23 protein-coding genes are annotated in these 26,738 nt (G+C 59.5%); 14 read left to right on the top strand and 9 right to left on the bottom strand.

The window, feature by feature from the left end:
• Nucleotides 1-23: 23 nt before the first annotated feature.
• The 9 genes from pdxA (at nucleotide 24) to accC (ending at nucleotide 7,398) form a co-directional block, all read left to right on the top strand.
• Nucleotides 24-1,082, top strand: coding sequence for a 4-hydroxythreonine-4-phosphate dehydrogenase PdxA (pdxA, locus tag J7E24_RS07055; RefSeq protein WP_215136542.1), 1,059 nt, complete (start codon nucleotides 24-26; stop codon nucleotides 1,080-1,082).
• 255 nt (nucleotides 1,083-1,337) lie between these two features.
• On the top strand, nucleotides 1,338-1,706 hold the full coding sequence (locus J7E24_RS07050; RefSeq protein WP_215136540.1) for a helix-turn-helix domain-containing protein: 369 nt from the start codon (nucleotides 1,338-1,340) through the stop codon (nucleotides 1,704-1,706).
• A gap of 69 nt (nucleotides 1,707-1,775) precedes the next feature.
• Entirely contained in the window at nucleotides 1,776-2,306 is a 531-nt protein-coding gene (locus tag J7E24_RS07045) for a YceD family protein (RefSeq protein ID WP_215136538.1), read from the top strand.
• A 55-nt stretch (nucleotides 2,307-2,361) separates the two neighbouring features.
• Nucleotides 2,362-2,586 carry a 50S ribosomal protein L32 gene (gene rpmF / locus J7E24_RS07040; RefSeq protein ID WP_215136536.1) on the top strand — a complete coding sequence of 75 codons (225 nt, stop codon included), beginning with the start codon at nucleotides 2,362-2,364 and terminating at the stop codon, nucleotides 2,584-2,586.
• 123 nt (nucleotides 2,587-2,709) lie between these two features.
• Complete coding sequence (gene plsX, locus J7E24_RS07035) at nucleotides 2,710-3,651, top strand: phosphate acyltransferase PlsX (RefSeq protein WP_215136534.1); 942 nt, start codon at nucleotides 2,710-2,712, stop codon at nucleotides 3,649-3,651.
• 76 nt (nucleotides 3,652-3,727) lie between these two features.
• Nucleotides 3,728-4,732, top strand: coding sequence for a beta-ketoacyl-ACP synthase III (locus J7E24_RS07030; protein ID WP_215136532.1), 1,005 nt, complete (start codon nucleotides 3,728-3,730; stop codon nucleotides 4,730-4,732).
• 116 nt (nucleotides 4,733-4,848) lie between these two features.
• Entirely contained in the window at nucleotides 4,849-5,412 is a 564-nt protein-coding gene (efp, locus tag J7E24_RS07025) for an elongation factor P (RefSeq protein ID WP_092770948.1), read from the top strand.
• A gap of 43 nt (nucleotides 5,413-5,455) precedes the next feature.
• Entirely contained in the window at nucleotides 5,456-5,944 is a 489-nt protein-coding gene (gene accB, locus J7E24_RS07020; protein ID WP_215136530.1) for an acetyl-CoA carboxylase biotin carboxyl carrier protein, read from the top strand.
• 104 nt (nucleotides 5,945-6,048) lie between these two features.
• Complete coding sequence (gene accC / locus J7E24_RS07015; RefSeq protein ID WP_215136528.1) at nucleotides 6,049-7,398, top strand: acetyl-CoA carboxylase biotin carboxylase subunit; 1,350 nt, start codon at nucleotides 6,049-6,051, stop codon at nucleotides 7,396-7,398.
• An 89-nt stretch (nucleotides 7,399-7,487) separates the two neighbouring features.
• On the opposite strand, the gene J7E24_RS07010 is transcribed toward accC, so the two are convergent.
• Together J7E24_RS07010 and J7E24_RS07005 are read right to left on the bottom strand one after the other, a co-directional pair.
• A complete protein-coding gene (locus J7E24_RS07010; RefSeq protein ID WP_215136526.1) occupies nucleotides 7,488-8,069 on the bottom strand; it encodes a DUF3109 family protein in 582 nt (193 codons plus the stop codon).
• A 33-nt stretch (nucleotides 8,070-8,102) separates the two neighbouring features.
• Nucleotides 8,103-9,242 (bottom strand): glycosyltransferase family 4 protein, encoded by a 1,140-nt coding sequence (locus J7E24_RS07005; protein WP_215136524.1) that lies wholly within the window; start codon nucleotides 9,240-9,242, stop codon nucleotides 8,103-8,105.
• Between the two features lie 96 nt (nucleotides 9,243-9,338).
• Between J7E24_RS07005 and J7E24_RS07000 the strand changes: the two genes are divergently transcribed.
• From J7E24_RS07000 to J7E24_RS06985, 4 genes are all read left to right on the top strand, one after another.
• On the top strand, nucleotides 9,339-11,600 hold the full coding sequence (locus J7E24_RS07000; protein ID WP_215136522.1) for an ATP-dependent helicase: 2,262 nt from the start codon (nucleotides 9,339-9,341) through the stop codon (nucleotides 11,598-11,600).
• 167 nt (nucleotides 11,601-11,767) lie between these two features.
• Nucleotides 11,768-12,490, top strand: coding sequence for a DUF4290 domain-containing protein (locus J7E24_RS06995; protein ID WP_215136520.1), 723 nt, complete (start codon nucleotides 11,768-11,770; stop codon nucleotides 12,488-12,490).
• Between the two features lie 120 nt (nucleotides 12,491-12,610).
• On the top strand, nucleotides 12,611-13,915 hold the full coding sequence (gene murA, locus J7E24_RS06990; protein WP_215136518.1) for a UDP-N-acetylglucosamine 1-carboxyvinyltransferase: 1,305 nt from the start codon (nucleotides 12,611-12,613) through the stop codon (nucleotides 13,913-13,915).
• Nucleotides 13,916-14,089: 174 nt separating this feature from the next.
• Nucleotides 14,090-14,995: a DUF4349 domain-containing protein gene (locus J7E24_RS06985; RefSeq protein WP_215136516.1), complete on the top strand. Its 906-nt coding sequence runs from the start codon at nucleotides 14,090-14,092 to the stop codon at nucleotides 14,993-14,995.
• Between the two features lie 108 nt (nucleotides 14,996-15,103).
• Here J7E24_RS06985 and J7E24_RS06980 read toward each other — a convergent pair whose 3' ends face one another.
• The 7 genes from J7E24_RS06980 to J7E24_RS06950 form a co-directional block, all read right to left on the bottom strand.
• Nucleotides 15,104-15,439 (bottom strand): phage holin family protein, encoded by a 336-nt coding sequence (locus J7E24_RS06980; protein WP_215136514.1) that lies wholly within the window; start codon nucleotides 15,437-15,439, stop codon nucleotides 15,104-15,106.
• Between the two features lie 94 nt (nucleotides 15,440-15,533).
• On the bottom strand, nucleotides 15,534-16,622 hold the full coding sequence (locus J7E24_RS06975; RefSeq protein ID WP_215136512.1) for an agmatinase family protein: 1,089 nt from the start codon (nucleotides 16,620-16,622) through the stop codon (nucleotides 15,534-15,536).
• 134 nt (nucleotides 16,623-16,756) lie between these two features.
• A complete protein-coding gene (locus tag J7E24_RS06970; RefSeq protein WP_251047070.1) occupies nucleotides 16,757-17,392 on the bottom strand; it encodes a chemotaxis protein CheC in 636 nt (211 codons plus the stop codon).
• 57 nt (nucleotides 17,393-17,449) lie between these two features.
• Complete coding sequence (locus J7E24_RS06965) at nucleotides 17,450-19,087, bottom strand: chemotaxis protein CheA (RefSeq protein WP_215136510.1); 1,638 nt, start codon at nucleotides 19,085-19,087, stop codon at nucleotides 17,450-17,452.
• 253 nt (nucleotides 19,088-19,340) lie between these two features.
• Nucleotides 19,341-19,703, bottom strand: coding sequence for a response regulator (locus J7E24_RS06960; protein ID WP_019948088.1), 363 nt, complete (start codon nucleotides 19,701-19,703; stop codon nucleotides 19,341-19,343).
• 77 nt (nucleotides 19,704-19,780) lie between these two features.
• Nucleotides 19,781-20,281, bottom strand: coding sequence for a chemotaxis protein CheW (locus J7E24_RS06955; protein WP_215136508.1), 501 nt, complete (start codon nucleotides 20,279-20,281; stop codon nucleotides 19,781-19,783).
• Nucleotides 20,282-20,334: 53 nt separating this feature from the next.
• Nucleotides 20,335-23,814, bottom strand: coding sequence for a HAMP domain-containing protein (locus J7E24_RS06950; RefSeq protein ID WP_215136506.1), 3,480 nt, complete (start codon nucleotides 23,812-23,814; stop codon nucleotides 20,335-20,337).
• A gap of 377 nt (nucleotides 23,815-24,191) precedes the next feature.
• On the opposite strand from J7E24_RS06950, the gene topA reads away from it, so the two are divergent.
• A complete protein-coding gene (topA, locus tag J7E24_RS06945; protein WP_215136504.1) occupies nucleotides 24,192-26,699 on the top strand; it encodes a type I DNA topoisomerase in 2,508 nt (835 codons plus the stop codon).
• Nucleotides 26,700-26,738: the final 39 nt, after the last annotated feature.

Below are 26,738 nucleotides of genomic sequence, written 5' to 3'. Positions count from 1 at the left end.
TACACCTAAGCTCCAACTACAGAATGCTCCCACGAATTGGTATTTCCGTCGGCGACCTGGCCGGTATCGGGCCCGAGGTCATCTATAAAACCCTCCTCGACCCGCGCCTGCTCAAAATCTGCACGCCGGTAGTGTACGGAACGGCTACCGTACTCTTCGATGACTTCCCTGCCGACCCTAACCACGAGCCGCTGCGGTTCCGGCAGGTGCGCGAGGCAGGCGACATAGCTCCCGGCAAGCACAACGCCGTCAGCTGCTGGGACGATGACGATGTACAGCTTACGCCCGGCCAGCCCAGCGCGGCCAGCGGCACAGCGGCCCGCCAGAGCCTGCTCACTGCTGCCCGCGACCTGAAGGCCGGCCTGCTCGACGGCCTCGTAACGGCCCCCATCAGCAAGGAGAACACCCAGGCCGACGACTTCCGTTTTCCTGGCCACACCGAATTTCTCACCAGCTTTTTCGAAGCCAAAGAGAGCCTGATGTTGCTCGTAGCCGACGAGCTGCGGGTGGCCACCGCCACGGGCCACATTCCGCTCAAGGATGTGCCCGCGCGCCTCACCAAAGAGCTGCTCACCAATAAGCTCCGGATTCTGCTGGCCTCCCTGAAGAACGACTTTGGCATCGAGAAGCCCCGCGTTGCGGTGCTCGGCCTCAACCCCCATGCCGGCGAAAACGGCCTGCTTGGCACCGAGGAAGCCGCCGTAGTAACGCCGGTAATCCAACAGCTACTCCAGAGCGGCCATCTGGTGTTCGGCCCCTACCCCGCCGACGGCTACTTCGGCACCGGCCAGTACAAGCAGTTCGACGCTACCCTCTCGCTCTACCACGACCAGGGCCTGATTCCGTTCAAAACCCTAGCCTTCGAGCGGGGTGTTAATTACACGGCCGGCCTGTCTGTCATCCGCACCTCACCAGACCACGGCACCGCCTACGGACTCGCCGGCCAGTTTAAAGCTGATGAAACATCGTTTCGCGAAGCATTGTATCTGGCCTGTGATCTGGTAAAATACCGTCAGTCCGAAGCCGAAATTAAACCCTTGATTCCAGGCCCCACACCCCGCGACAGGGGGCGAAGGGAGTAGGTAGCAGGGGTAATGAGGTGAGGATAAACGTCATGCAGAACATGCTGCGCCTAGTGGAGTATACTCTGAATGACGTTTATACACTCCATCAACCAATAACCCCATATCGAAACTTTCTTTTCAAAATCGAAATTTTGTTTGCTGTTTCGGAATTGTGCTTTACCTTTGCAGCAGAAACGCCGGAACCACTAGGCTCCGGCGTTTTGCTTGCCCATTAGCTACCCGCTAAAAGCTAGTAGCTAACAGTTCAGACAAATGCTCCTCCAGACTCCCGTTGACTACCGCACTGCCCTGCGCCGCCTCGATGCGCTGGCAGCTGCTGGCGTGGAAGGCAACACGGTGCTGGAAACTGAGTTTCGCACCCTGATTGCGGCCCTCGATATTTACGAAGGCAAGCTAGGGCTGCTCCCGATTCCAAACCTGCCCACCTCGCTGGCCGAGATGATTGAGCTCAAGCGTCAGCAGATGCGTCTTAAGCAGAAGGAGCTGGCCGAACTGCTCGAAGTGCCCGCCGGGCGCCTCTCGCAGATCCTGAGCGGCAAGCGCCGCGTAACCCTCGACTTAGCCAAACGCCTGTATGAGCGGCTGGGAATACCGTCGGATTTCATTTTGAAGAACGCCTGACCCCACCCCGCACCCTCTTGTACATACCGGGCAAAAGTGCCTACTTTTGCCCCCCTGCCACTACCTCCCGTGAAAAAGGATTCGCCCACTACCATCAATATAGCCCGGCTGGCCGATAAAACGCACCACTTCGAGTTCACGCTTGATCGTGCCTTTTTCGAGCAGTTCGATCAGGAGCTGATTCCGGACGGCAACGTGCAGGTGGACGTAACGCTGCACAAAACCGAGCGCCTTATCACCGTTGATTTCTCCCTGAAAGGCACCGTGCGCCAGGTGTGCGACCGAAGCCTCGACGACTACGATCAGGATATTGAGGCCCACGAGCAACTGCTGGTACGCTTCGGCGACGAGAACAAGGAGCTCGACGACAACGTGCTGCAAATCACGCCCGACACCCAGACGCTTCCGCTGGCCCAGCACCTGTTCGATTTTGTGGGTCTGGCCCTGCCGATGAAGAAGCTGCACCCGCGTTTCCAGAACGAGCCCGACGATGAGCCCGACGCCACCACCAAGCTCATCTTTACGACCCGCGGCGAGGATGCCGACGACGACGAGGATGACGCCGATCCGCGCTGGAACGCGCTCCGCAATCTGAACTAACGGCCTTTGCTGGCCCTTACCCTTTTTAACGTTTCTTTTTTACTTTTTTTGACCCATGGCACATCCTAAACGCCGGACCTCCTCCGCCACCCGCGACAAACGTCGCAGCCACTACAAGCTCACCCCCAAAGCGGTAACTCTGTGCTCGGCCACCGGCGAGCTGCACCTGCGCCACAAGGCCTACGTAGTAGATGGCGACTTGTACCTGAACGGTAAAGTAGCCATCAAAGACTACGCGCCCGTATCTGCTGCCGCCCCGCTCGATAGCGACGACGAATAGCCTTTCTTTTTTAAGCTGATAGCCGATAGCTGTTAGCTGTTAGCTTTTGCCAAAACAGAAGCTAACGGCTAACAGCTATTAGTTGACGGCTCAAAAATTTTCGACCCTCTTGACTTTTCTTTCATGAAAATAGCCCTGGACGCAATGGGAGGCGATTTTGCTCCCCAAGCCGCCGTCGATGGGGCCGTGCTTGCCGCTCAGCAGCTGGCAGGCAAGGCTCAGATTGTGCTTATTGGTCAGGAGGAAGCCGTGCGGCCATTGCTGACCGCGCATGGGGCTGCCGCCGAGGGCCTTACGCTGGTGCCCGCTTCGCAGATCATTGAGATGGGCGAGCATCCGGCTAAAGCCTACCAGCACAAGCAGGATTCCAGCATTGCCGTGGGCTACCGCCTGCTGGCCACCCGCGAGGTAGAGGCGTTCTGCTCGGCCGGCAACACCGGAGCCATGCTCGTGGGTGCCATGTTCAGCGTGAAGGCGGTGCCCGGCGTGTTGCGCCCGGCCATTGCCAACTTTGTTCCTAAGCTGCACGGTGGCACCTGCATCATGCTCGATGTGGGCGCCAACGCCGACTGCAAACCCGAAATGCTGGAGCAGTTCGGCGAGCTGGGCTCCTTATATGCCCAGTATGTGCTGGGTATCGAGCGGCCCAAAGTTGGCCTGATGAACCTGGGTGAGGAAGAAGGCAAAGGCACAGCTGCCACCCAGGCGGCTCACCAGCTGCTCAAAGTCAACCCGCATATCAACTTCATCGGCAATATCGAAGGCCGCGACCTGTTCAACGAAAAAGCCGACGTTATCATCTGCGACGGTTTTACGGGCAACGTGCTGCTGAAGATGGCAGAGTCGGTGTACGATGCGCTGGTTGACAAAAACTTCCACGACCCGTTCTTCGAACAGTTCAACTACGAGTCGGTAGGCGGTTCTCCCATCCTGGGCGTCAACGGCAATGCCATTATCGGGCACGGCGTAAGCACGCCCAAAGCCATCAGCAATATGCTGCTGCAAGGCTACCAAATGGCCACGGCCGGTATTTCCGACCAAATTAAAGCTACTTTCAAGTCCTGATTTTCGGCTTCGTCCGGTTTCCTTTGGGGAGGCCGGACTTTTTGTGAGCCGTATCTCTTGTCTCTTTGCTCCACTCATGAAGATTACCGCCGCCATTTCCGGGGTGGGTGCCTACGTGCCCGACTACGTGCTCACCAACCAGGAACTGGAAACATTGGTTGATACGACTGACGAGTGGATTTTGAGCCGCACGGGTATTCAGGAGCGGCATATACTGAAGGGCGAAGGCCAGGGCACCTCGGTGATGGGCGTGAAAGCAGTGCAAAACCTGCTGACCAAAACCGGCGTGGCGGCTGCCGATATCGACCTGATTATCTGTGCCACTACCACCCCCGATCTGGTGTTTCCGGCCACGGCCAACATCATTTCGGCGGCCGTGGGGGCTACCAAGGCTTTCAGCTTCGATATGCAGGCGGCCTGCTCGGGCTTTATGTACGCGCTGGCCACCGGGGCGCAGTTCATCGCCACCGGCACCTACAAGAAGGTGATAGTAGTAGGAGCCGATAAGATGTCAAGTATCATCGATTATACCGACCGCTCTACCTGCATCATCTTCGGCGACGGCGCCGGGGCCGTGCTGCTCGAACCCAACCACGAAGGCCTGGGCCTGCTCGATCAGGAGCTGCACTCCGACGGCAACGGCGAGCAGTACCTGCATCAGAAGGCCGGTGGTTCGCGGCGTCCGCCGTCGGCCGAAACCGTGGCTAATCGGGAGCATTACGTGCACCAGGAGGGCGCGGCCGTGTTTAAGTTTGCCGTGAAAAACATGGCCGATGTAGCGGCGCAGGTATCGGAGCGCAACGGCCTCACGGCCGAAACCATCGACTGGCTCGTGCCTCATCAGGCCAACAAGCGCATCATCGATGCCACGGCCAACCGCGTAGGCATCGGCCCCCAAAAGGTGATGCTCAACATCCACCGCTACGGCAACACTACCAACGGCACCATCCCGCTCTGCCTCTCCGATTACGAGCAGCAGCTGCGCAAAGGCGACAACCTCATCATTGCTGCCTTCGGTGGCGGCTTCACTTGGGGTGCGCTCTACCTTAAGTGGGCATACGATGGCGCTTCGAGCAATTAAGAATTTTGAATTAGGAATTTTAAATTGACCTTTCGACGTAGCTGTTACCTGCCAAATTCTAATTCCTGCGTTTTTAATTCTTAATTCATAATTGAAAATTCATAATTCAACATAGAATGGCCACCACCGCAGATTTCCGAAACGGGCTCGTAATCAATTACAACAACGAGCTGCATGTCATCACCGAATTTCAGCACGTAAAGCCTGGTAAGGGCCCGGCATTTGTGCGCACTAAGATGCGCAACATCAAAACCGGCCGCACCCTCGATAACACCTTCAACGCCGGGGTAAAAATTGAAACGGCCCGCGTGGAGCAGCGCCCCCACCAGTACCTGTTCAAAGATGACTACGGCTTTACGTTCATGGACAATGCGACCTTCGAGCAGGTGGTGCTGCCCGAAGCCATGGTGCCCTTCGCCGATTTGATGAAGGAAGGCCAGGAAGTTGGCATCCTTTTCCACGCCGAAACCGAGCAGCCCCTCACGGCCGAGCTGCCGACTACCGTGGAGCTGGTGGTAACGTACACCGAGCCCGGCTTGAAAGGCGACACGGCCACCAACACGCTCAAGCCTGCTACCGTCGAGACGGGAGCCCGCATTCAGGTGCCCCTGTTCGTTGACACCGACACCAAGATTCGGATTAAAACCGCCGACTACAGCTACGTCGAGCGGGTTAAGTAACGCACCTCAACCATTCCACCGGCTACGCCTTTCTCCCTCTGCCATGAAAGCCCAAGAACTCCAGGACCTGATTGATTTCATCGCCAAATCGGGCCTCAACAAGGTTAACATCGAAACCGAAGAGTTTAAAATTTCGGTACAGCGCGACCCCAGCACCAAAACCGTGACGATGGCCGCTCCGGCCGCTGCGCACGCCCCGGCTCCTGCTCCGGCCGCCGCTGTTCAGGCAGCCCCGGCTGCTGCTCCCGCTCCTGTAGCGGCCGAAGCCCCCGCTGCTCCGGCCGCCAGCAATGGCACCCCGCTTAAGTCGCCGATGATTGGCACGTTCTACCGCAGCAGCAGCCCCGAAACCCCGGCTTTTGTGCAGGTGGGCGATATGGTAGAGAAAGGCCAGGTTATCTGCATCATTGAGGCCATGAAGCTCTTCAACGAAATCGAAGCCGAGCAGTCAGGCCGCATCGTGAAGGCGCTGGTGGAAAATGCTTCGCCTGTCGAGTACGACCAGCCGCTGTTTTTGATTGAAGCAGTCTGAGTTAATTATGAATTTTAAATTTTGAATTTTGAATTGGCTGTTTACATCATCCTTCTAATTCGAAATTCATAATCCAAAATCCAAAATTCATAATTCCCAACGCCGTGTTCAAAAAAATACTGATTGCTAACCGGGGCGAAATTGCGCTGCGCGTGATTCGGACCTGCAAGGAAATGGGCATCAAAACGGTGGCCGTGTACTCGACGGCCGACAAGGAGAGCCTGCACGTACGCTTCGCCGACGAGGCCGTGTGCATCGGCCCGCCGCCTTCGTCCGAGAGCTACCTGAGCATTCCGAAGCTGATTGCCGCCGCCGAAATCACCAACGCCGACGCCATCCATCCGGGCTATGGTTTCCTGAGCGAAAACGCCGAATTCTCGCGCGTGTGCCACGAAAACGGCATCAAGTTCATCGGCGCTTCGCCCGACATGATCAACCGCATGGGCGACAAGGCCTCGGCCAAAGCTACCATGATTGCCGCCGGCGTACCGGTAGTGCCCGGCTCGGTGGGTCTGCTCGAATCGGTGGAGCAGGGCAAGCAGATTGCCGCCGAAATCAAGTATCCGGTTATCATCAAGGCGACGGCCGGCGGCGGCGGGCGCGGCATGCGCATCATCCACGCCGAAGACGAGTTCGAGAAAGCCTGGAACGACGCCCGCACCGAGTCGAAGGCCGCTTTCGGCAACGACGGCATGTACCTGGAGAAGTTTGTGGTGGAACCCCGCCACATCGAAATCCAGATTTGCGGCGACCAGTTCGGCCACGTCTGCCACCTCTCGGAGCGCGACTGCTCGATTCAGCGTCGCCACCAGAAGCTGGTGGAGGAGGCGCCCTCGCCCTTCATGACCGACGATTTGCGCGAGCGGATGGGTGCGGCGGCCATTGCCGGCGCTGCCGCCATTGGCTACGAGGGTGTGGGCACCATAGAATTCCTGGTGGACAAAAACCGCGACTTCTACTTTATGGAGATGAACACCCGCATTCAGGTGGAGCATCCCGTGACGGAGGAAGTGGTGAATTACGACCTCATCAAAGAGCAGATTAAGGTAGCGGCCGGCATCCCGATTTCGGGGGCCAACTACTTCCCGCAGCTGCACGCCATGGAGTGTCGCATCAACGCCGAAGACCCGGCCAATAACTTCCGGCCGTCGCCGGGCCGCATTTCGGTGCTGCACATTCCGGGCGGCCACGGTGTGCGGGTGGATACGCACGTGTACGCCGGCTACCAGATTCCGCCCAACTACGACTCGATGATTGCCAAGCTCATCACCGTGGCCCAGACCCGCGAAGAGGCCATCGTGAAGATGAAGCGCGCCTTAAGCGAATTTGTGGTGGAAGGCGTGAAAACGACCATCCCCTTCCACCTCGCCCTGATGGATAACGAGCAGTTCAAGGCGGGCGACTTTACGACCAAGTTCCTGGAAGACTCCTTCGACTTTTCGCAATTGAAATAGCCTAAACAGCTACCTAGTACAGCAAAAAACCGAGCTGCTTCATTTGCGTGAGGCAGCCCGCTTTGCGTTGGTGCGAAATTGAATCAACCTTATCCTGCAGGTGTGTCGCTGCCCTGCTCAATCTCCTGCACCAACTCCCCGTACCACCCCTCGCCGTACTTGCGGATCAGCGGTTCCTTGAGGAACTGGTAGATGCGCACGCCCAGGCTTGCGCCGAACGAGCAGGCGGGCGAGCAGATACTCCAACGGTCATAGTTAAGGGCCTCAAAGCCGTCATACTTCGTAATGCGGATGGGGTACAAATGGCAGCTGATGGGCTTTTTGAAGCTGGTAGCTCCGGCCAGGTAGGCCTGCTCGATGCCGCATTTGAGGATACCCCGCTCGTCGTAGAGGGCGTAGGCGCACTCCCGGTCGTTGATGGTAGTGGTGCTGAAGTCGCCTTCCCAGTCCTTGATGTAGCGGCCCTGCTGCTCGATGGCGGCGCGGCCGGCGTCGGTGAGGAAGGGTTTAATGTTGTCGTATTCCTGGTTGAGGATGTCGAGTTCCTCGGGCTCCAGGGGCGCGCCCAGGTCGCCCTCCACGCAACACGCGCCCTTGCAGGCTTCGAGGTTGCAGACGAAAAAGTTGTCCCGAACGTCGTCGGAAATGAGCGTGTGCTGAATTTGAATCATCTGGTCGTTTTCTCGCTGCAAAGATACCCGCAATTACACCACCGACCAGAGGATTTGTTCCGTCAGCTCGCACTGCCGGTGGTGCGAATAGGTAGCCAGGGCCTCCTGCTGCCCGGCCTCGCTTAAACGCGCCATCAGACCCGGTTCCTGCAGCAGCCGCGCTACGGCCGCCGCGAAGGAGGCCTGGTTGTGGAGTTCGAACAGCAGGCCGGTGCGGTTGTCGTCGAGCAGCTCGCGGGTGCCGCCGGCCGCTGCGCCCAGTACGGGCCGGCCGGCCACCATCGCCTCGATGGTTACCATGCCGTAGGTTTCGTTGGGGGAGGCCGTGATGGAGATATCGAGGGCCCGGTACGCTACCTCGGGCTGGGGCGTGAAGCCGCGCAGGTGCACCACTTCGGTCAGGGACAGCTCCCGGATGCGCGTGTGAAGGGCGTCGGCGTAGGTGCTGCCCTCATTGCGGGTAGGCTCGCCCACCAGCAACAGGTGCAGCTGCGGAAACTGTTGGCGCAACGTCGGCAGGGCTTCCAGCACGAAATCCTGCCCCTTGCCATCGTCGAGGCGGCCGATGAGGCCCAGCAGCACAGTGCCGGTGGGCAGCTCCAACTGCAAGCGGCGGCGGGCTTCGGCGGTGGTCAGTTGCGCGTCGGCGAACTTCTCCAGCTCGACGCCCAGCGGCACTACGTGCAGTTTTTCGGGACTTAGGCGCGTTTTTTCGAGCACCTGCCGGGCCAGGCCGGGCAGTGGGGCCAGCCAGGCCGCCAGCGCCCGGTAGCGCAACGTGTGCACCAGTCCGCGTTTGGCCAGCCCCAGCTGCATGTGCTGCTGATATATCAGCGGCAAGTTCGGTAGGTACAGCTGTCGGCAGAGCACGGCCAGGCCCAGGTCGCCGTTGCGGCTGATGAGCAGCGCCCGCGTCCCGAAGTCGCGCAACGCCTTGGCCAGTCGGCCGGCCGCTGGCACGTCGAGAGCTTTCCAGGGGTTTTCGAGCGTGATTACGGTAGCGCCCAACTCGGCGGCGCGGGCAGCCAGCGGCGAGCCGGCGCGGGTGATGACCTGCACCGGCCAGCCCCGGGCCACCATCCAGCCGGCAAACCGGGCTGTGTTCAGCTCCAGCCCGCCCCAGCTGTCGGACAGGCACAGGATGGAGAGGGGAAATGGGGCGCGGGTGTGCATAGCGCAAAGATACGTGCCCGTTTCCATCCCCCGCTCGAAAGCCGTACCTTTGCTAACAAGCCAACCGGCTTAGTTTTCCGCTGCTGACTACTGTTTATGGGACTCGATTATCATTCGTTACTGAACCCCTCCCAGGCCGCTGCCGTGATGCAGATTGAAGGCCCCTGCATGATTATTGCCGGCGCCGGCTCGGGCAAAACCCGGGTGCTCACCTACCGCATTGCCAACCTGCTCGAACAGCAGGTCAACCCGTTCAATATCCTGGCTCTCACCTTTACTAACAAGGCCGCCAAGGAGATGCGCGCCCGCATCGAGAAGGTGGTGGGCCCCGAGGCGAAGAACCTCTGGATGGGCACGTTCCACAGCGTATTTGCCCGTATCCTGCGCTCCGAGGCTGATAAAATCGGCTACCCCCGCTCGTTCACCATCTACGACACCCAGGACTCCAAGACGCTGATTGGTCAGATTCTGAAGGAGCTGGAGCTGGACGATAAAATGTACAAGCCCAACATGGTGCTGAGTCGGATTTCGGGAGCCAAAAACAAGCTCATTTCGGTGCAGCAGTACCTGAATGACCCGGTTATCAAGCAGGACGATGAGGCGGCCATGCGGCCCAAGCTGGGCGTGATTTACCAGCAGTACGCCAACCGTTGCTTCAAGGCCGGAGCTATGGACTTCGACGACCTGCTCTACCAGACCAACGTGCTGTTCAAGGACCACCCCGACGTGCTGAACAAGTACCAGAACATGTTTCGGTACGTGATGGTGGACGAGTACCAGGACACCAACTACTCGCAGTACCTGATTGCCCGCAAGCTGGCGGCCAAGGAGCGCAACATCTGCGTGGTGGGTGATGATGCGCAGAGCATTTACGCCTTCCGGGGCGCTGATATTCAGAACATCCTCAACTTCGAAAAGGACTACCCGGAGCTACAGGTGTTTAAGCTGGAGCAGAACTACCGCTCGACCCAGAACATCGTGAAAGCGGCCAACTCGGTTATCAAAAACAACCAGGCCCAGCTGCGCAAAGACGTGTTTTCCGACAATGAGGAAGGCCCGCTGATTGAAGTGTTCAAGGCTTCTTCTGATAATGAAGAGGGCAAGCTGGTGGCCCAGAGCATCTACGAGGACAAGATGAACCAGCATCTGTCCTACGACAACTTCGCCATTCTGTACCGCACCAACGCCCAGAGCCGGGCCATGGAAGAGTCGTTGCGCAAGCTCGGCATCAGGTACAAAATCGTGGGTGGCCTGAGCTTCTACCAGCGCAAGGAAATCAAGGATTTGGTAGCCTACCTGCGCCTCACGGTGAACCCCAACGACGAGCAGGCGCTGCGACGAGTTATCAACTACCCCAAGCGCGGCATCGGCGACACGACGCTGGCCAAGCTCATCAACGCGGCCGAGGAAGCCAACCACACCATTTGGGAGGTCGTCAGCAACGCCGACCAGTTTCTGCCCCCCCGCACAGCCAACCCGATTGTCGATTTCGCGGAGAAAATAAAGGCCTACACCACTGTGGCGGCTAAGGAGGATGCGTTTGAGGCCGCCAAGTTCATTGCCAAGAACTCGGGCATGATTGAGGAGCTGTATTCCGACAAAAGCATCGAGGGCCTGAGCCGTTACGAGAACATCCAGGAACTGCTCAACGGCATCAAGGCCTTCGTGGAAGACCCTGAGCGCGAGGACAAAACGCTTGGTTCTTTCTTGCAGGATATTGCCCTGGTAACGGATTCAGACCTCAAGGATGCCCAGGCCGAGGGCGAGCAGGTGACCATGATGACCATCCACTCGGCCAAGGGCCTGGAGTTTCGCAACGTGTATATCGTGGGCCTGGAGGAAAACCTGTTCCCGAGCCAGATGATGATTACCTCGCGGGCCGACCTGGAGGAAGAGCGCCGCCTGTTCTACGTGGCCATCACGCGAGCCGAGAAGAAGCTCACGCTCAGCTACGCCACCTCGCGCTACCAGTGGGGCAACCTGCGCAGCTGCGAGAAAAGCCGTTTTTTGGATGAAATTGACCCCAAGTACGTCGACTTCAAGTTCTCGTCCGGGCCCGGGCCCGACCGCGCCGGACCGGGCGAGTCGCCGTTCGGGCACGTGTTTGAGCGCCGCTCGAACCTGGTGCCGCCTCCGCCCCGCAAGAACGCCGCCACCAAGTACGTGGCCCCTGCCGATTTCGTGCCCTCCGACACGAGCAAGCTGGAAGCCGGCCAGCGCGTGGAGCATCCCAAATTCGGCTTCGGCAAGGTTACCAGCCTCGAAACCGTGCAGGGCTCCACCAAAGCCATTATTCAGTTTGAAGAAGTAGGCGAGAAAACCCTGCTGCTGAGCTTCGCCAAGCTGCGAGTGCATTAAGCAGATTCCGGCTTCCTGGCGCCCGTTTGCGTTACTTTAAGTAAGCGTAGCGCGGCAACGGCTGGCTACGCTGCCTCGGCCAAACCTTGGCCAACTGGCTTCTGTGCAAAGCACCCGGCCAGGCAGACAAGGTTTGGCGTATATTTGACCCTTCGAATACTATTTTCATGACCCTCCCCCCTTCCCTTCATAAACACGAGCTGCTCCAGCGCGAATACGGCCAGAGCACCTTTCAGCTCGTGCAGCAGCTGGCCGGCATCGAGGACCGCGACGAGCGGACCCGCCGGGCCCAGCAGATTGTGCAGCTCATCTTCCGGCTGCAGCCCGCCCTGCGCGACCAGCCCGACAGCCAGGCGAAAGTCTGGAACCACGTATTTGAAATGGCCGATGGCGAGCTGGACGTGGATGCGCCCTTCCCGCTGGCCGCGCAGGTGAACTTGGGGCCGCCCCAACGCCTCGCCTACCCCGCTAAAGGCCCCAAGTTTCGGGCCTACGGGCAGGCCGTGGAGCAGCTCGTGGCCCAGGCCCTGACACTGGAAGACGCCACGGAGCGCGAGCAGGCCGCCATCATCATCGGCCGCACCATGAAGTTTCTGTACCGCTCCCACAACAAGGAAAACGCCAAGGACCTCACCATCATCAAGCATTTGCGCGAGTTATCGGGCGGCGAGCTGAGCCTCGACCCCGACCGCGTGCAGAACGAGAACCTGTTTGAGTTCGTGAGCACCGGCGGCCGGCCCGCGCCGTTTATCGTGCCCCAGCCCCGGCAGGAGCGCGACGGCGGTGGCGGCAACCGCCGGGGCGGCAATAGTGGCGGCGGCAACCGGCGCGACAAACAGCGCCGCGGCGGCCGCAAAAACCGCAACGAGCCCCAGCAGCCCCCGCAGTAGTGTTTTTAAGCTGTTAGCTATTAGCTGACAGCTGTTAGCTTTTGTCCGCCGGACATTGGCATTTTTTCATTTGAACATCAAGCTAATAGCTATCAGCTAACAGCTAACAGCTCAAAATAAATGGCCTCCTTTGAAGTAATTGGCGGTAAGCCGCTGCGTGGTGAAATTGTGCCTCAAGGTGCCAAAAATGAAGCCCTCCAGATTCTGTGCGCCGTGCTGCTGACCAGCGAGCCGGTGACCATCAGCAACGTACCCGACATCCGCGACGTGAACAAGCTCATCGAGCTGCTGCGCGACTTGGGCGTGAAGGTGGGCAAGCTGAGCTCAGACACCTATCTGTTCCAGGCTGACCATGTGAACCTGGCCTACCTCGATACACCCGAGTTTATTGCCCAAGCCGGTGCCTTGCGGGGCTCGGTGATGATTCTGGGTCCTATGCTGGCCCGCTTCGGACGTTGCCAGCTGCCCAAGCCGGGCGGCGACAAAATCGGCCGCCGGCCGATGGACACGCACTTTCTGGGCCTCGAAAAGCTGGGCGGCAAGCTTACGCTCGAAGGCACCGATTTCTACCGCATCAAGGCCGAGAACGGCCTGACCGGTGCTTATATGATGCTGGACGAGGCCTCGGTAACGGGCACGGCCAACATTGTAATGGCCGCTGTGCTGGCCCAGGGCACCACCACCGTTTATAACGCGGCCTGCGAGCCGTATTTGCAGCAGCTCTGCCGGATGCTGGTGCGCATGGGTGCCAACATCAACGGCATCGGCTCCAATCTGCTTACTATTGAAGGCGTGGCGCAGCTCGGCGGCACCGAGCACCGCATGCTGCCCGACATGATTGAAATCGGGTCCTTTATCGGCTTGGCGGCCATGACGGGCTCCGAAATCACCATTAAAGACTGTCAGATTGCCGAGCTGGGTATCATTCCGGACACCTTCCGTAAGCTGGGCATTAAGCTGGAGTTCCAAGGCGACGATATCCATATTCCGGCCCAGGAGCACTACGAGATTGACACCTACCTCGACGGCAGCATCCTTACCATCTCCGACCACACCTGGCCCGGTTTCACGCCCGACTTGCTGAGCATTGTGCTGGTGGTAGCCACCCAGGCCAAGGGCACAGTGCTCATCCACCAAAAAATGTTCGAGTCGCGGCTATTCTTCGTCGATAAGCTCATCGATATGGGTGCCCAGGTGATTTTGTGCGACCCGCACCGGGCCACCGTCATCGGCCTCAACCACCAGAAACGCCTGCACGGCATCACCATGACCTCGCCCGACATCCGGGCGGGCGTGGCCCTGCTCATCGCCGCCCTCTCGGCCGAGGGCCGCAGCGTGATTGAGAACGTGGAGCAGATTGACCGCGGCTACCAGCACATTGACCAGCGCCTCATCGCCCTGGGGGCTCAGATTCGGCGGCTGTAGATTGGCCGTGAGCTGCTAGGCAAATTCAGTAAAGCCCCGCCGCCTAGCTCCCACTCGTGGGGGCCGGGCGGCGGTGTTTAACGGCCCAGCAGCAGGTTACCTTCCGGCAAGGCGGGTATGAAGGGCAGGCGTTGGCCTACTTCGTCCAGTCGAAACCCGTAAAAATCCTGCCGTATGCGTATCCCGGTTTTATTGTGGCTGAGTTTAACACTGGGGCTGCTGAGCTGCGGCAACAGCCAGTCGTCGATGGGCGAACCGTCCGTCGAAGTTACGGCCGATGCCGAAGTAGCCGGCGACGCTGTTATGATGGCGCCACCTCCACCGCCTATGGCTCCTTCAGCAGCGGATGCTAAAGCCTACGAGTCGGCTGAGCAACCGGCGGCTGGCCAGGCCGCTTCCGCCGCGCCGGCCGCCAACCGCAAGCTGGTGTACCACGCCACGGTGCGCATGAAAGTAGCCGACCTGGCCCGCACCAACCAGCGCATGGACAGCCTGACCCGCGCCGTTGGGGCCTTTGTGGAAGGCTCGTCGGAGGAGCGCGAGGATGGCGAGTGGCGGCACGAGATGAAAATCCGGGTGGCACCAGCCCGCTTCCAGACTCTATTGGGCGGTTTGGGCCGGCTGGGTACCGTGGAGTTCAAGCGGCTTTCGACCGACGACGTTACCAGCCAGCACGCCGACATATCGGCCCGGCTGGCGTCTAAGCGGGCCCTGGAGCAACGGTATCTGGAGTTGCTCAATAAGGCCAATAAAGTACCGGATATGCTGGAGATTGAGGAGAAGGTGGGTGAGATTCGCGAGGAGATTGAGGCTACCCAAAGCCGTTTGCGCACGCTCAACGACGAGGTAACCTACTCTACCATCACGCTCACCTATTACCAGGAACTCAGCCAGCGCCAGCCCGATGCCCCCGTCCTTTCTTTCGGGAGCCGCCTGCTGGCCTCCTTCTACAGCGGCTGGCAGCTCCTCACCGAGCTCATGCTGGGCCTTGTGGCTACGTGGCCCCTGTGGCTGTTGGCTGCTGTGTTACTGGTAGGTTGGCGGGCTTGGCGCCGCCGTCGGGTTCCAAAGCCCAGGTAAGCTACCACCAACTGTAAAGCCTGACACCTGTTTATCTGTAAGCAGAATGCCCCGCCGACTTTCGTTAGCGGGGCATTCTGCTTACAGATAAACACGGGCGTTTATCGGTTAGTCAACTACCAGATCAACTACCGAGTTGGCCAGCGAAAGTACGATGCTGAACAGCAGTGCCGAGAAGAAACCGTTAATCTCGAATCCGGCCATCAGGTAGCTGGCCAGCATGATGATGAGCGCATTGATAACGAACAGAAACAGGCCCAGCGTGAGAATTGTGATGGGCAGCCCGATAATCTGCAGGATGGGTTTTACCACCGCGTTAAGCACGGCCAGCACCACCACCAGAATCATGGCATCGGTGAAGCCCCGGATGTAAGCGCCGGGCAGAAAGGTAGCCAGCAGGTACGCAACAATGGCCGAGAGAATGAATTTGAGAAGGAAACTCATAGGGCTGAAGGGATGATGAAGTAAGGAAAGTACAGTATTCAGGGAGTTGAATACCATACGAGCCCCCGCCTTTTCAGTTGCCGGGGTTCAGGCGCTATTCTACAGCGCGGGCTTTAAGACGGCCCTGCGAAACGGCCATCCAGTTGGCCATGTGGTAGAGCAGGCGGGCACCTACAATGGAGTTCCACTCGGTGTCGCCGGGGGCCACTTCGTTCAGGTCGCACCCGATAATGGTGCGGCCGGAACGCACGACCATGCGCAGCAGGTATACGGCCTGCTCGAACTCGAGGCCGCCGGGTACGGGCGTGCCGGTGCCGGGGCAGAGTTTGGGGTCGAGTCCGTCGATATCAAAGCTCAGGTACACCTTTTGCGGCAGTTGGGCAATGATTTTCTTGCACTCCTTTTTCCACGATTTGCCACCCAGCATTTCGGCCTGCAGAAAACGGTCGGCAAACAGGGCCACGCGGCCGTTGCTTTGGTCGATGAAATCGGCCTCCTGCTGGCAATAGTCGCGGATGCCTACCTGCACCAGTTTTTTCACCTGCGGCAGTTGCAGGGCGTTGTACATAATGGAGGCGTGCGAAAACTCAAAGCCCTCGTAGGCGGGCCGCAGGTCGCAGTGAGCATCAATCTGCAGGATACCAAACTCTTCGTGCCGCTCGGCCAGTGCGTGCAGGTAGCCGAGGGGCGTGCTATGGTCGCCGCCCAGCACTACCACACCTTTGCCGGCATCGAGCAGGGCGCCGGTTTTCGCTTTCAGCCACTCCAGCAGGGCCTGGCCGCGCTGGTTGATGCGCTCGGCACTAGGGGCATGCTCGGCGTGGCCCGCTTTGGGCTGGCCTTCTTCGAGCCAACCGATGTAGCCTTCGGCCAGCGGGCGTAGCTCCTCGCTTTCGGCTGCAATGGCGGCATCGGGCTCCTCCATTGCCAGGCCCATACGCCAGGCATCGGGCAGGTCGGGGTCATAGAGGTCCACTTGTAGCGAGGCGGCATGGATGGCCTCGGGGCCCTGGGCCGTACCGGCACGATACGACACGGTTACCTCCCACGGTACGGGTACTACCACTACCTGGGCTTCCTGAGGCGTAAATGGCAGCCCAAACAAGCCTCCGGCAGCATCAGCAAGGGCGTTGGGGTCGAAGTTGGCAAGCTTTTCCTTGAAAGAAGCGGCAGAATCAGCCATAGTAGCGCAGTTGGTTTAACGCGTGAGAGCAGAAGACATAAAGGCCAGATTACAGCCCCCAGCGCGAAAATCCGTTTCGCGANNTCGCGAAACGGATTTTCGCGCTACGGCAGTAGGGCACTTCGACGGTACACCTAGCCGCCGAACTGGCCGCCCATAAAGTCGTAGGTGCGAATGATGGCAATGATTTTCTCGAACGTCTCGCGGTCGAAGAAGATCATAAGTGGTAGCTCTACCGAGTTTTCCTTGTCTGAGAACTGGGTTATCACCGAAAAAATGAGTGGCTGCACCAGCGGGTTGTCGTGCAGCAGGCTGCGCAGGGCGGCATCCATATCGCCCTGCGGATGGGCCGGCGGCGCCCCATATATGCGGGCTTTGAGGATATTGGCCAGCTGCGTTACCAGCGCCCCGGTGATGATGTTGCTGATTTCGAGCAGCAACGACTCCTGCATATCATCGATGTTGATCGAATCGGGAGTTTGCATGCGCAGGCACACCCGCGAAAGGCGCTGCACATGCTGGCCCGAGAAAAACATGAGCGTCGTGCCGTTGAAGTCGCCCCGGATATCGGACTGGATGACTACGTGGCCGGCCTGCAGGTCGCTTACTTTTTCGAGAATGCTCCGCCCCGATACAATATCAAGGTTGGGCACTTCGAGCAGCACTTTCTCCTGGGCTACCACCGCGAACGAGTCGGCGGCGCGGGCCAGACCGATGTTCAGGATTTCGCGAATGATGTCGCGCTCCAGTTCCGTCATGTGCAATTCCATAGGGTTCAGGTGAAAGGGCAGGCTACCAGGGCAACCGGCCAGACTGCAATACGAGAGTTATGGCCGTTTGGCTAAAAAGAGTCGGGTTAAGGCCGGCACATCAAGCACCAGGCACACTTGCCCGCTACCGAGCAGTGTTACGCCCCCAAACAGGTCAATGGTATCCAGCGGCTTGCTCATGGCTTTCACCACAATGTCCTGCTGGCGTAAAAACCGGTCGACGATAAGGCCAAGCCGGCGGTTGTTGTAGTTGACAATGATGATATCCTGGCGGCCCTGCAGCGTCGATTTGCGGGCCGGTGCCAGCGCTTGGTCGCCGCTCAGGTGCAGCAGCTCGCGCAACGATACCACAGGCACGTTCTCGTCCTGAAGCCGCGTAAGCAGTACCCCACCCACCACGCTGAAACTACCGGGCAGCAGCGAAACCACCGAGTCGGTGTGCATGAGGGGCAGGGCGTAGCTACGCTCATCGAGCTCGAACAGCAGGGCCCCCTTCACGGCAATGGACGTGGGCAGCACCAGCGTAAAGGTGGTGCCTTCGCCCAGTACCGAATCTACGCGCAGCTGGCCGCCCAGCGAATCAATGGCCAGCTTCACTACATCGAGGCCCACACCCCGGCCCGAAATTTCGGTTACCTCCTTGGCCATCGAGAAGCCGGGCTCCAGCAGGAAAGCGCGCACGGCGGCATCGGGCAGTTGGGCAGCGGCGGCCCGCGTTACCAGGCCGCGCTCTACGGCTTTGCGCCGCACACTTTCTACATTTATGCCCCGGCCATCGTCCTGCACCTGTACCAGCACATCGTCGCGCTCGGCTTGGGCCGAGAGCGTGAGCTGGCCCTGGGCGGGCTTACCGGCCGCCTCGCGCTCGGCCGCCGTTTCGAGGCCGTGGGCAATGGCGTTGCGTACCAGGTGCAGCAGCGCATCGGTGATAATCTGCAGGATGTTGCGGTCAATCTGAATGTCTTCGCCCTGCAGCGTCAGGTTCACATCCTTGCCTTCGGCCGTCGCTACGTCGCGCACCACCCGCGGAAACTTGCTGAACAACGACCCCACCCCTACCAGGCGGGCATCCATGATGCTGTACTGCAACTCATCGGCAATACGCGAGAAATGGGCGGCGGCGGCCGTTAGGGCGGGGGTATTTATTTCGCGGCTCAGCGTCAGAATCCGGTCCCGATCAATAATCAGCTCCCCCATCAGGTTCATCAGGTGGTCGAGCTTCCGTACCTGAATGTACACCAGATCGGAGAGTTCGAGCTTACGGCTGACGTCCTCCTCATCATCGGCCTCCTCGTCATCAAGGTTAGGCTCTTCGCCACGGGTTAGCCGGTCGAGGTTATCGAGCAGGCGCTGCACATCGGGCATTTCCTGTTGGGCGCCCGCAGCCCGTATCAGTTCGCCGAGCGTATCGATGCCGCCGAACAGCACCGGCACCATGCTGCCCGTAAAAGTGGCCTCCCCGTCGCGCAGCTGGCCAAACACAGTTTCCATGTGGTGGGCTGCCTCGCCGATGCTGGTGTAGCCCATCGCCCGGGCATTCGACTTGAGATTGTGCATGAGCCGGAACAGCTCGCGCAACGCCTCTTCGTCGGCCGGATTGCGTTCCAGCTCACTGATGTGGCGGCTCATGGCGTCGTAGTATTCCAACGCCTCGGCCATAAACAGCTCTCGGTACTCCTGTTCCCGGTTACTCATCGCGCCACAAAGGTTGAAAGCTGCCGGCCGCACCTATCCGCTCATCCTCGCCAAGCAGGCAAGGACTTTCAAGCGGAACAAGCGGTATGGACGGAAGAAACGACAAGAGAAACACGGATATGCGAAAAATAGTATTCGGCTAGGCAGCTGGTTTTCCTGATCTTCCACCCTGGGTTACCGGATGGAATAATCGAAACGACGAGTAGCCCGGGGCGTAAGTCCCGGGGGGCTGGTTCACTGTATCGGCTCCGGTCTATTGCAGGGCATTGCCCACTATTTCGAGTACTTTTTCTTCCGAGAAAGGCTTCACGATATACGCCGATGCGCCGCTTTCCAGTGCTTCGTTCACAATAACCTCCTGGCCTACAGCCGAGCACATCACCACTTTCACATCGGGCTGTTCCTGGCGGATGCCGCGCAGCACGTCGAGGCCGGTGTTATCGGGGAGAATTACGTCGAGGGTAATCAGGTCGGGCTTGGTTTCGATGGCCATTTCTAAGGCCTGCTGGCCGTTGGCGGCCTCACCAACTACTTCGTAGCCGGCATCGGTGAGCATATTCTTGAGCATCGTGCGCATGTAGAACGAGTCGTCGACGATGAGAATGCGGTTTTTCATGGGAAAGAGAAATGCGAAGTGAGAGTGCAGGGTCTGGCCGGGTGTTCGGCCTGGCCCGTTGTACGGCGACTACGGGGCTAAGATGCCGCCGAAGTAGGCAACTGCATAATTTCGGTGGGGGTCAGCAATTTCAGCATGTCGAGCACCACAATAATCCGGTCATTGATACGGGCGATGCCCTCAATGTATTTATCATGGATATTGGCCTCTTGAATGAATTCGGGCGTTTGTTCGATGGCCGATTGTGGTACCGATAGTGGCTGAGGCACCTCGCGCACCACAATGCCAATAGTATAGTCTTTGGCCTCAATGGCCATGGTGTACGTTTGGGCAAACAGCTCCTCGGTGGCTTCGCGCAGCTGAAACCGCTCCTCCAGGTCGATGACGGCAATAATGTCGCCGCGCAAATTGGCAATGCCCTTCACGAAGGACGGTGTTTTGGGCATGCGCGCAATATCGGGCGTCAGGGTCACCTCCTTTACCTGCTCGATGCGAATGGCGTACTCCTCCTGCCCCAATCGAAAAACGATAAGCTGAATAATCGGGTCGGGCGCGGCAGATTTATCGGAAGCGGGCATTAGTAGTGCGGCGTGGTGGGTAGTGGGCAATCAGGCTGCCAGAAGTCGGGCCTCTATTTGCCCTTATCGGCTTTCCGTTTTGCAGATTTTGGGGCCGGTGTTGCTTTGGCGGCCGGAGTGGCGGCTTTGCTAGCGGCCTTGGCCGCCGGAGCAGCAACTGCTGGCCGGGCAACCGCCCGGCGAGTTGGCCGACGCTCGGGTACCGGCTCGGCAGCTGGAGCAGGCGTAGCCACAGCACGGCGCGGCCGGCGCGGCGCGGCAGCCGCCGGGGCGGGCGGGGCCGGAGCAACGGCCGGAGCGGGGCGGCGCGTCAGGCGCCGACGGATAGGCTCGGGCTCCGGCTCGGGTTCCAGGTATTCCATCAGCTGGAAGGCCGACAGGCCCAGCTGCAGGTCGTCGGCAATGTCGGTCAGATTCTGGCTGCTGGTAGTCAGCTCCTGCATGCTGGTGGAGAGCTGCTTGGCGGTGCCAGCCACTTGCTGGGTGCCCGAGGCCGTCTGCTCGGCAATGGCTACCACTTCCTCCACGTATTTCACCACGTCGCCGATACTCGTTTTCTGAATTTCGGTGGCCGTGAGAATGTCGCGGCTGGTGCGCAAGGTTTCGCCGGAGCTGGTAGCAATGTTTTTGAAGGCCGAGCTGGCCTCGAAGGTGGCATTCTTGCCCTTGAGTACCCGGCCTTCCATGGTGCTGATGGCGGTAGCGGCCGAGGTGGTATCCTTGCGAACGTCCTCTACCAGCGTGGCAATTTCGGAGGCCGACTTGCGCGAGCCTTCGGCCAGCTTCCGGATTTCTTCGGCTACTACGGCAAAGCCGCGGCCGGCTTCCCCGGCCCGGGCGGCCTCAATGGCGGCGTTCAGGGCCAGCAGGTTGGTCTGGGAGGCAATGTCGGTGATTACGCCCAGCGACTTGCTGATTTCGCCCGAGCGCGTACTCAGTACTTCAATGGTTTTCGAGGTCTGAGCAGCAGCCGAGCTGATTTCCTCCATGTTTTTCACCACTTCGGCCACCGTTTTCAGGCCGAGCTGCGAGGTCTGCTCACCGAGGATGGCCGCCTTAATGCCGACATCGGCTTTACCGGCGGTTTCCTTGGTCGCCTGCATGATTTCCTCAATCAGCTTGAAGGCCTGATCGGTTTTGAGAGCCTGGTTCTGAGCACCTTCGGCCATTTGCTGCATGGCGCGGGCCACGTCGGCTGTTACCTGGCTCATGGCCTGGCCTTTCTCCACCATCTCCTCCGACGACTCGCCCACAATCTGCGACGACTCGTTGATTTCGCCCAGCAGTTCGTTGAGGTTGTCCACGGCCAGGTTCAACGCGTCGGCCATGGCACGGATGTCGCCGGTAGTTTCAATCTCGGCCCGCTGCTGCAGGTCGCCTTCCGAAATGGCCCGCACCACGCGGCTCACTTCGAGCACCGGCGAGGCAATAGATTCGATAAGGGCGTTGAGCGTGTCCACGAGTTCTTTCCACGAGCCCGACACGTCGGTTACGGTGGCCCGCTCGGTGAGCTTGCCCTCCACACCGGCCACTTTAGCTACGCGGCTTACTTCCACGGCCAAGCGGTTGAGGTCGTCCACCATGCGGTTGATGGTGTCGGCCAGGTCGGCCACTTCGCCCTGCGCGCCGAGGGTCAGCTTCTGGGTCAGGTCGCCCTGCGAAACGGCGGTTACCACTTTCACGAGGCCTCGCACCTGAGTGGTGAGGTTAGCGGCCATCGTGTTTACGTTGTCGGTCAGCTGCTTCCACACGCCATCCACGTTGGGCACGTTGGCCTGGCCGCCGAGGCGGCCCTCGGTGCCCACTTCCTGGGCCACCCGGGTTACTTCGCCGGCAAACACGTTCAACGAGTCCACCATCTGGTTGATGTTGTCCTTGAGGTCGAGCAGCTCGCCTTTCACATCAACCGATACTTTCTGGCTCAGGTCGCCCCGGGCTACGGCCGAGGTTACGTTGGCAATGTCGCGCACCTGGCTCGTGAGCGAGGCGGCCATGAAATTTACGTTGTCGGTCAGGTCTTTCCAGGTGCCGCGCACATTGGGTACATTGGCCTGGCCGCCGAGGCGGCCTTCGGTACCTACCTCGCGGGCCACCCGGGTCACCTCATCACCGAAGGTGTTGAGCGAGTCCACCATCTGGTTGAGGTTTTCCTTGAGCTGGAAAAGCTCGCCTTTTACATCAACCGATACTTTCTGGCTCAGGTCGCCTTTGGCTACGGCCGTGGCCACATTGGCAATGTCGCGCACCTGACTCGTCAGGTTGCTGGCCATCGTGTTTACGTTGTCGGTCAGGTCTTTCCAGGTGCCCGAAACGCTCGGCACGTTGGCCTGGCCGCCCAGAATACCCTCAGTACCTACTTCGCGGGCCACGCGGGTTACTTCGCCGGCAAACACGTTCAGCGAGTCCACCATTTGGTTGAGGATGTCCTTGAGCTCCAGGATTTCGCCCTTCACGTCCACGGTCATCTTCTGCGTCAGGTCGCCTTTGGCTACGGCCGTGGCCACGTTGGCAATATCGCGCACCTGAGAAGTCAGGTTGCTGGCCATCGTGTTCACGTTGTCGGTCAGCTCCTTCCAGGTGCCAGCCACGTTGGGCACCGAGGCCTGGCCGCCGAGCTTACCCTCAGTGCCTACTTCCTGGGCCACGCGGGTTACTTCGCCGGCAAACAGGTTGAGCGAGTCCACCATCTGGTTGAGGTTCTGCTTCAGATCGAGCAGTTCACCTTTTACATCGACGGTGATTTTCTGACTCAGGTCGCCTTTGGCTACGGCTGTGGCTACGTTGGCAATGTCGCGCACCTGACTCGTCAGGTTGCTGGCCATCGTGTTCACGTTGTCCGTTAGGTCTTTCCACACGCCGCCTACGTTGGGCACGGAGGCCTGGCCGCCGAGCTTGCCCTCGGTGCCTACCTCCTGGGCCACGCGGGTTACTTCGCCGGCAAACAAGTTGAGGTTGTCGATGGTCTTGTTGATGGTTTCGGCCATCACCTTGAAGTCGCCCGAAACCGGAATCTGGAACGTCTCGTCGAGGTTGCCGCGGCTGATGTTTTTAAGCACCTTGCCCACTTCGAGCACCGGCACGGCAATGCTATCCACGAGGCCGTTGATGTTGTTGATCATGTCGCGCCAGAAGCCGGCGGCGTTATCCACCGAGGCGCGGGCCTTCAGGTTGCCTTCTACGCCGGCCACCTTCGAAATGCGCGACACCTCACCACCCACGCCGGCAATCATGTCGACCATTGAGTTGTAGGCCTCGGCAATTTCGGCGAAGATGTCGTCGTTCTGCTTGGTCAGCCGCACACTCACGTCGCCCTTTTTGAAGGCGTCGAGTGCATAGAGCACCCGGTTGAGCTGGTCGTTGATATAATCCGAATCGGAACTCTTGGCCGATAATTGACGGGAATCCTCGGCTCCTTTTTTACGCGTGTGGTCGCTGCGAACCGGTTGCGAAGGCGTGCCGGGAACCGTTGCAGTGGCGGTGTCCGGGGGCGTGGTGGCCGGACGGGTGGATTGGGACGTCTTTGCTGAAGCCATAGGAAGGAAGAGTAACCAAATCCGCGCAGCAGTAGCTGAGCGCAAACAAAACTGCCAGGATGGGATTTCTTAGCCAACAAAGGTAGCAGAACTGCCGAATCGACCACGCCTGATTCCGGTGTCCGGCATAAAAAGTCGGCATGTTTGTGCGCAAAAGCTGCCGGGCAGAGCTTAGCTGCTAATCACCAACCTCCTAACCCGGCCTGCCGGCCCATCCTTGCCTGGTTGCTCCTATTATATAAGGAGGAAGCTCACCCGCGTATTGAGAGGGCGTTAGGAAGGGGGCGGATTATTGCAGCATCTTTGCGGCAAAATTCAACTTTTGCGCGGGCCAACCCGTTTCCTAGTTCATACTCGCTCCGCGTCCCCCCCACCCTATGGTCAAAAATTTAGTTATCGTCGAGTCGCCTGCCAAAGCAAAAACCATCGAGGGCTACCTCGGCAAAGATTTCGTTGTGCGCTCATCCTTCGGGCACGTCCGCGACTTGCCCAAGGACAACAACGCTATTGATATTGCCAACGGCTTCAAACCTACCTATGTCGTATCAACCGATAAACGCGACATTATCAGCCAGTTGAAGAAACTGGCAAAGGAAGCCGAAATTGTGTGGCTGGCCAGTGACGATGACCGCGAAGGTGAGGCCATCAGTTGGCACCTGGCCGAAACGCTGAACCTGAATAGCGAGAAGACGCGGCGCATCGTGTTCCGCGAAATTACCAAGACGGCCATTCTCAAAGCCATTGAGAATCCGCGCGAAATCGACCTGAACCTGGTGAATGCCCAGCAGGCCCGGCGGGTGCTCGACCGGCTGGTGGGCTTCGAACTGAGCCCGGTACTGTGGAAGAAAGTGAAGGCCGGCCTCTCGGCGGGCCGGGTACAGAGCGTGGCCGTGCGGCTAGTGGTAGACCGCGAGCGGGAAATTAGCGGCTTTACGGTGACTTCGGCTTACCGGATAGTAGCTCGTTTCGATGCCGGCCGGGGGGCCGTGCTCGAAGCCGAGCTGCCCACCCGCTACAAAACCCGCCAGGAGGCCGAAGATTTCCTGGCCCGCTGTGTGGGCGCTGAGTATGCTATCCGGAACCTGGAGCAAAAACCCGGCAAGCGTACGCCTGCGCCGCCCTTTACCACCTCCACGCTGCAGCAGGAAGCCTCGCGTAAGCTGGGCTTTTCAGTAGCTCAGACCATGAGCGTGGCCCAGAAGCTCTACGAGGCCGGCCGCATCAGCTACATGCGTACCGACTCGCTCAATCTGTCGGAAGACGCCATTGTAGCTGCCAAAGCGGCTATTACCGACGCCTATGGGGCCGAGTATGCCCACACGCGCCACTTCAAAACCAAGTCGGCCTCGGCTCAGGAGGCGCACGAAGCCATCCGCCCCACCGACTTCACGCTGCTCAAGGCCGGCGCCGACTCGCAGGAGCAGCGCCTCTACGACCTGATTCGTAAGCGGGCCATGGCCTCGCAGATGGCCGATGCCGTGATTGAGCGCACCGTGGCCACTATTGGCATCAGTACCCAGCCGGGCATCACGATGACGGCCAGCGGTGAGGTTATCACGTTCGAGGGCTTCCTGAAGGCCTATGCCGAAAGCAAGGACGACGAAGAGCAGGACAGCGAAGAACCAGCCGAATCGTCGTTTTCGCGGGGGCTGCCGCCGCTGAGCGTGGGCCAGCAGCTGCCGCTACAGCAGCTGCGCGCTACCGAGCGATACGCCTCGCCGGCGGCCCGCTTCACGGAAGCCTCGCTGGTGAAGAAACTGGAGGAAATGGGCATCGGACGGCCTTCGACTTACGCTCCGACCATCAGCACCATTCAGAAGCGCGGCTACGTGGAGAAGGACTCGCGCGAGGGCAAGGAGCGCAAGTTTCATGTGCTGACGCTGGAGGGAGAGCAGGTGAAAACGGAAGTAAAAACCGAGAACTACGGGGCCGACAAAGCCAAGCTGTTCCCGACCGACGTGGCCATGGTGGTTACCGACTTTCTGGTGGAGCACTTTCCGGCCATTGTCGATTTCCAGTTCACGGCCAAGGTAGAGGACGAGTTCGACCGGATTGCCGACGGGCTCGACAACTGGACCGACATGCTGAGCGGCTTTTATACCCCGTTCCATAAAACGGTGGAGAAGGGCGAGGAGATTGAGCGCAGCACGCTGGGCAGCACCCGCGAAATCGGCCTGCACCCCGAAACGGGGCAGAAGCTGACCGCCCGCCTCGGCCGCTACGGACCTTATGTGCAGATTGAGCCGTTGGAAGGAGCGCCCGAAGACGAAAAACCGGTGTATGCCAGCCTGCGCAAAGGCCAGTTTATTGAGAACCTGACTATTGAGGAGGCGCTGGACCTGTTCCGGCTGCCGCGGGTGGTGGGCGAATTCGAGGAAAAGAGCATGACGGCCGCCCTCGGCCGCTTCGGTCCCTATGTCCGCCACGACAGTAAGTTTTACTCGCTACGCAAAGACCAGGACCCGCACACCATCACGGGCGAAGAGGCGGTGGAGCTGATTGAAGCCAAGCGCAAGGCCGACGCCGAGCGGCTCATCAAGGCTTTCCCCGAAAACCCCGACGTGCAGGTGCTCAATGGCCGCTTCGGACCCTACATTGTGGCGGGCAAGAAGAACGTGAAGATTCCGAAGGGCGAGGAGCCCACCGAGCTGACGCTGGAGCGCTGCTTGGAACTGGCCGAAGCCACCCCCGACAAGCCCGCCCGCGGCGGCCGCTTCGCCAAGAAAGCGGCGCCTTCGGCGGAGGAAAAAACGGACACGCCGGCCAAGAAGAAACCGGCCGCCAAGAAACCCGCCGCCAAGAAAAAGACCCCGGCCAAGAAGGCCACCGGCACTACGGCGGCCAAGAAACCGGCAGCGAAAAAGCCCACCAAAAAGGCGGAATAGGCTTGGAAGTGAAGTACTTTTTCCGGGCGGCGCTTCAAG

It is taken from the genome of Hymenobacter sp. ISL-91 (genome assembly GCF_018613725.1).
Taxonomy (GTDB): Bacteria; Bacteroidota; Bacteroidia; order Cytophagales; family Hymenobacteraceae; genus Hymenobacter.
This window is presented reverse-complemented; position numbering and strand designations above follow the sequence as displayed.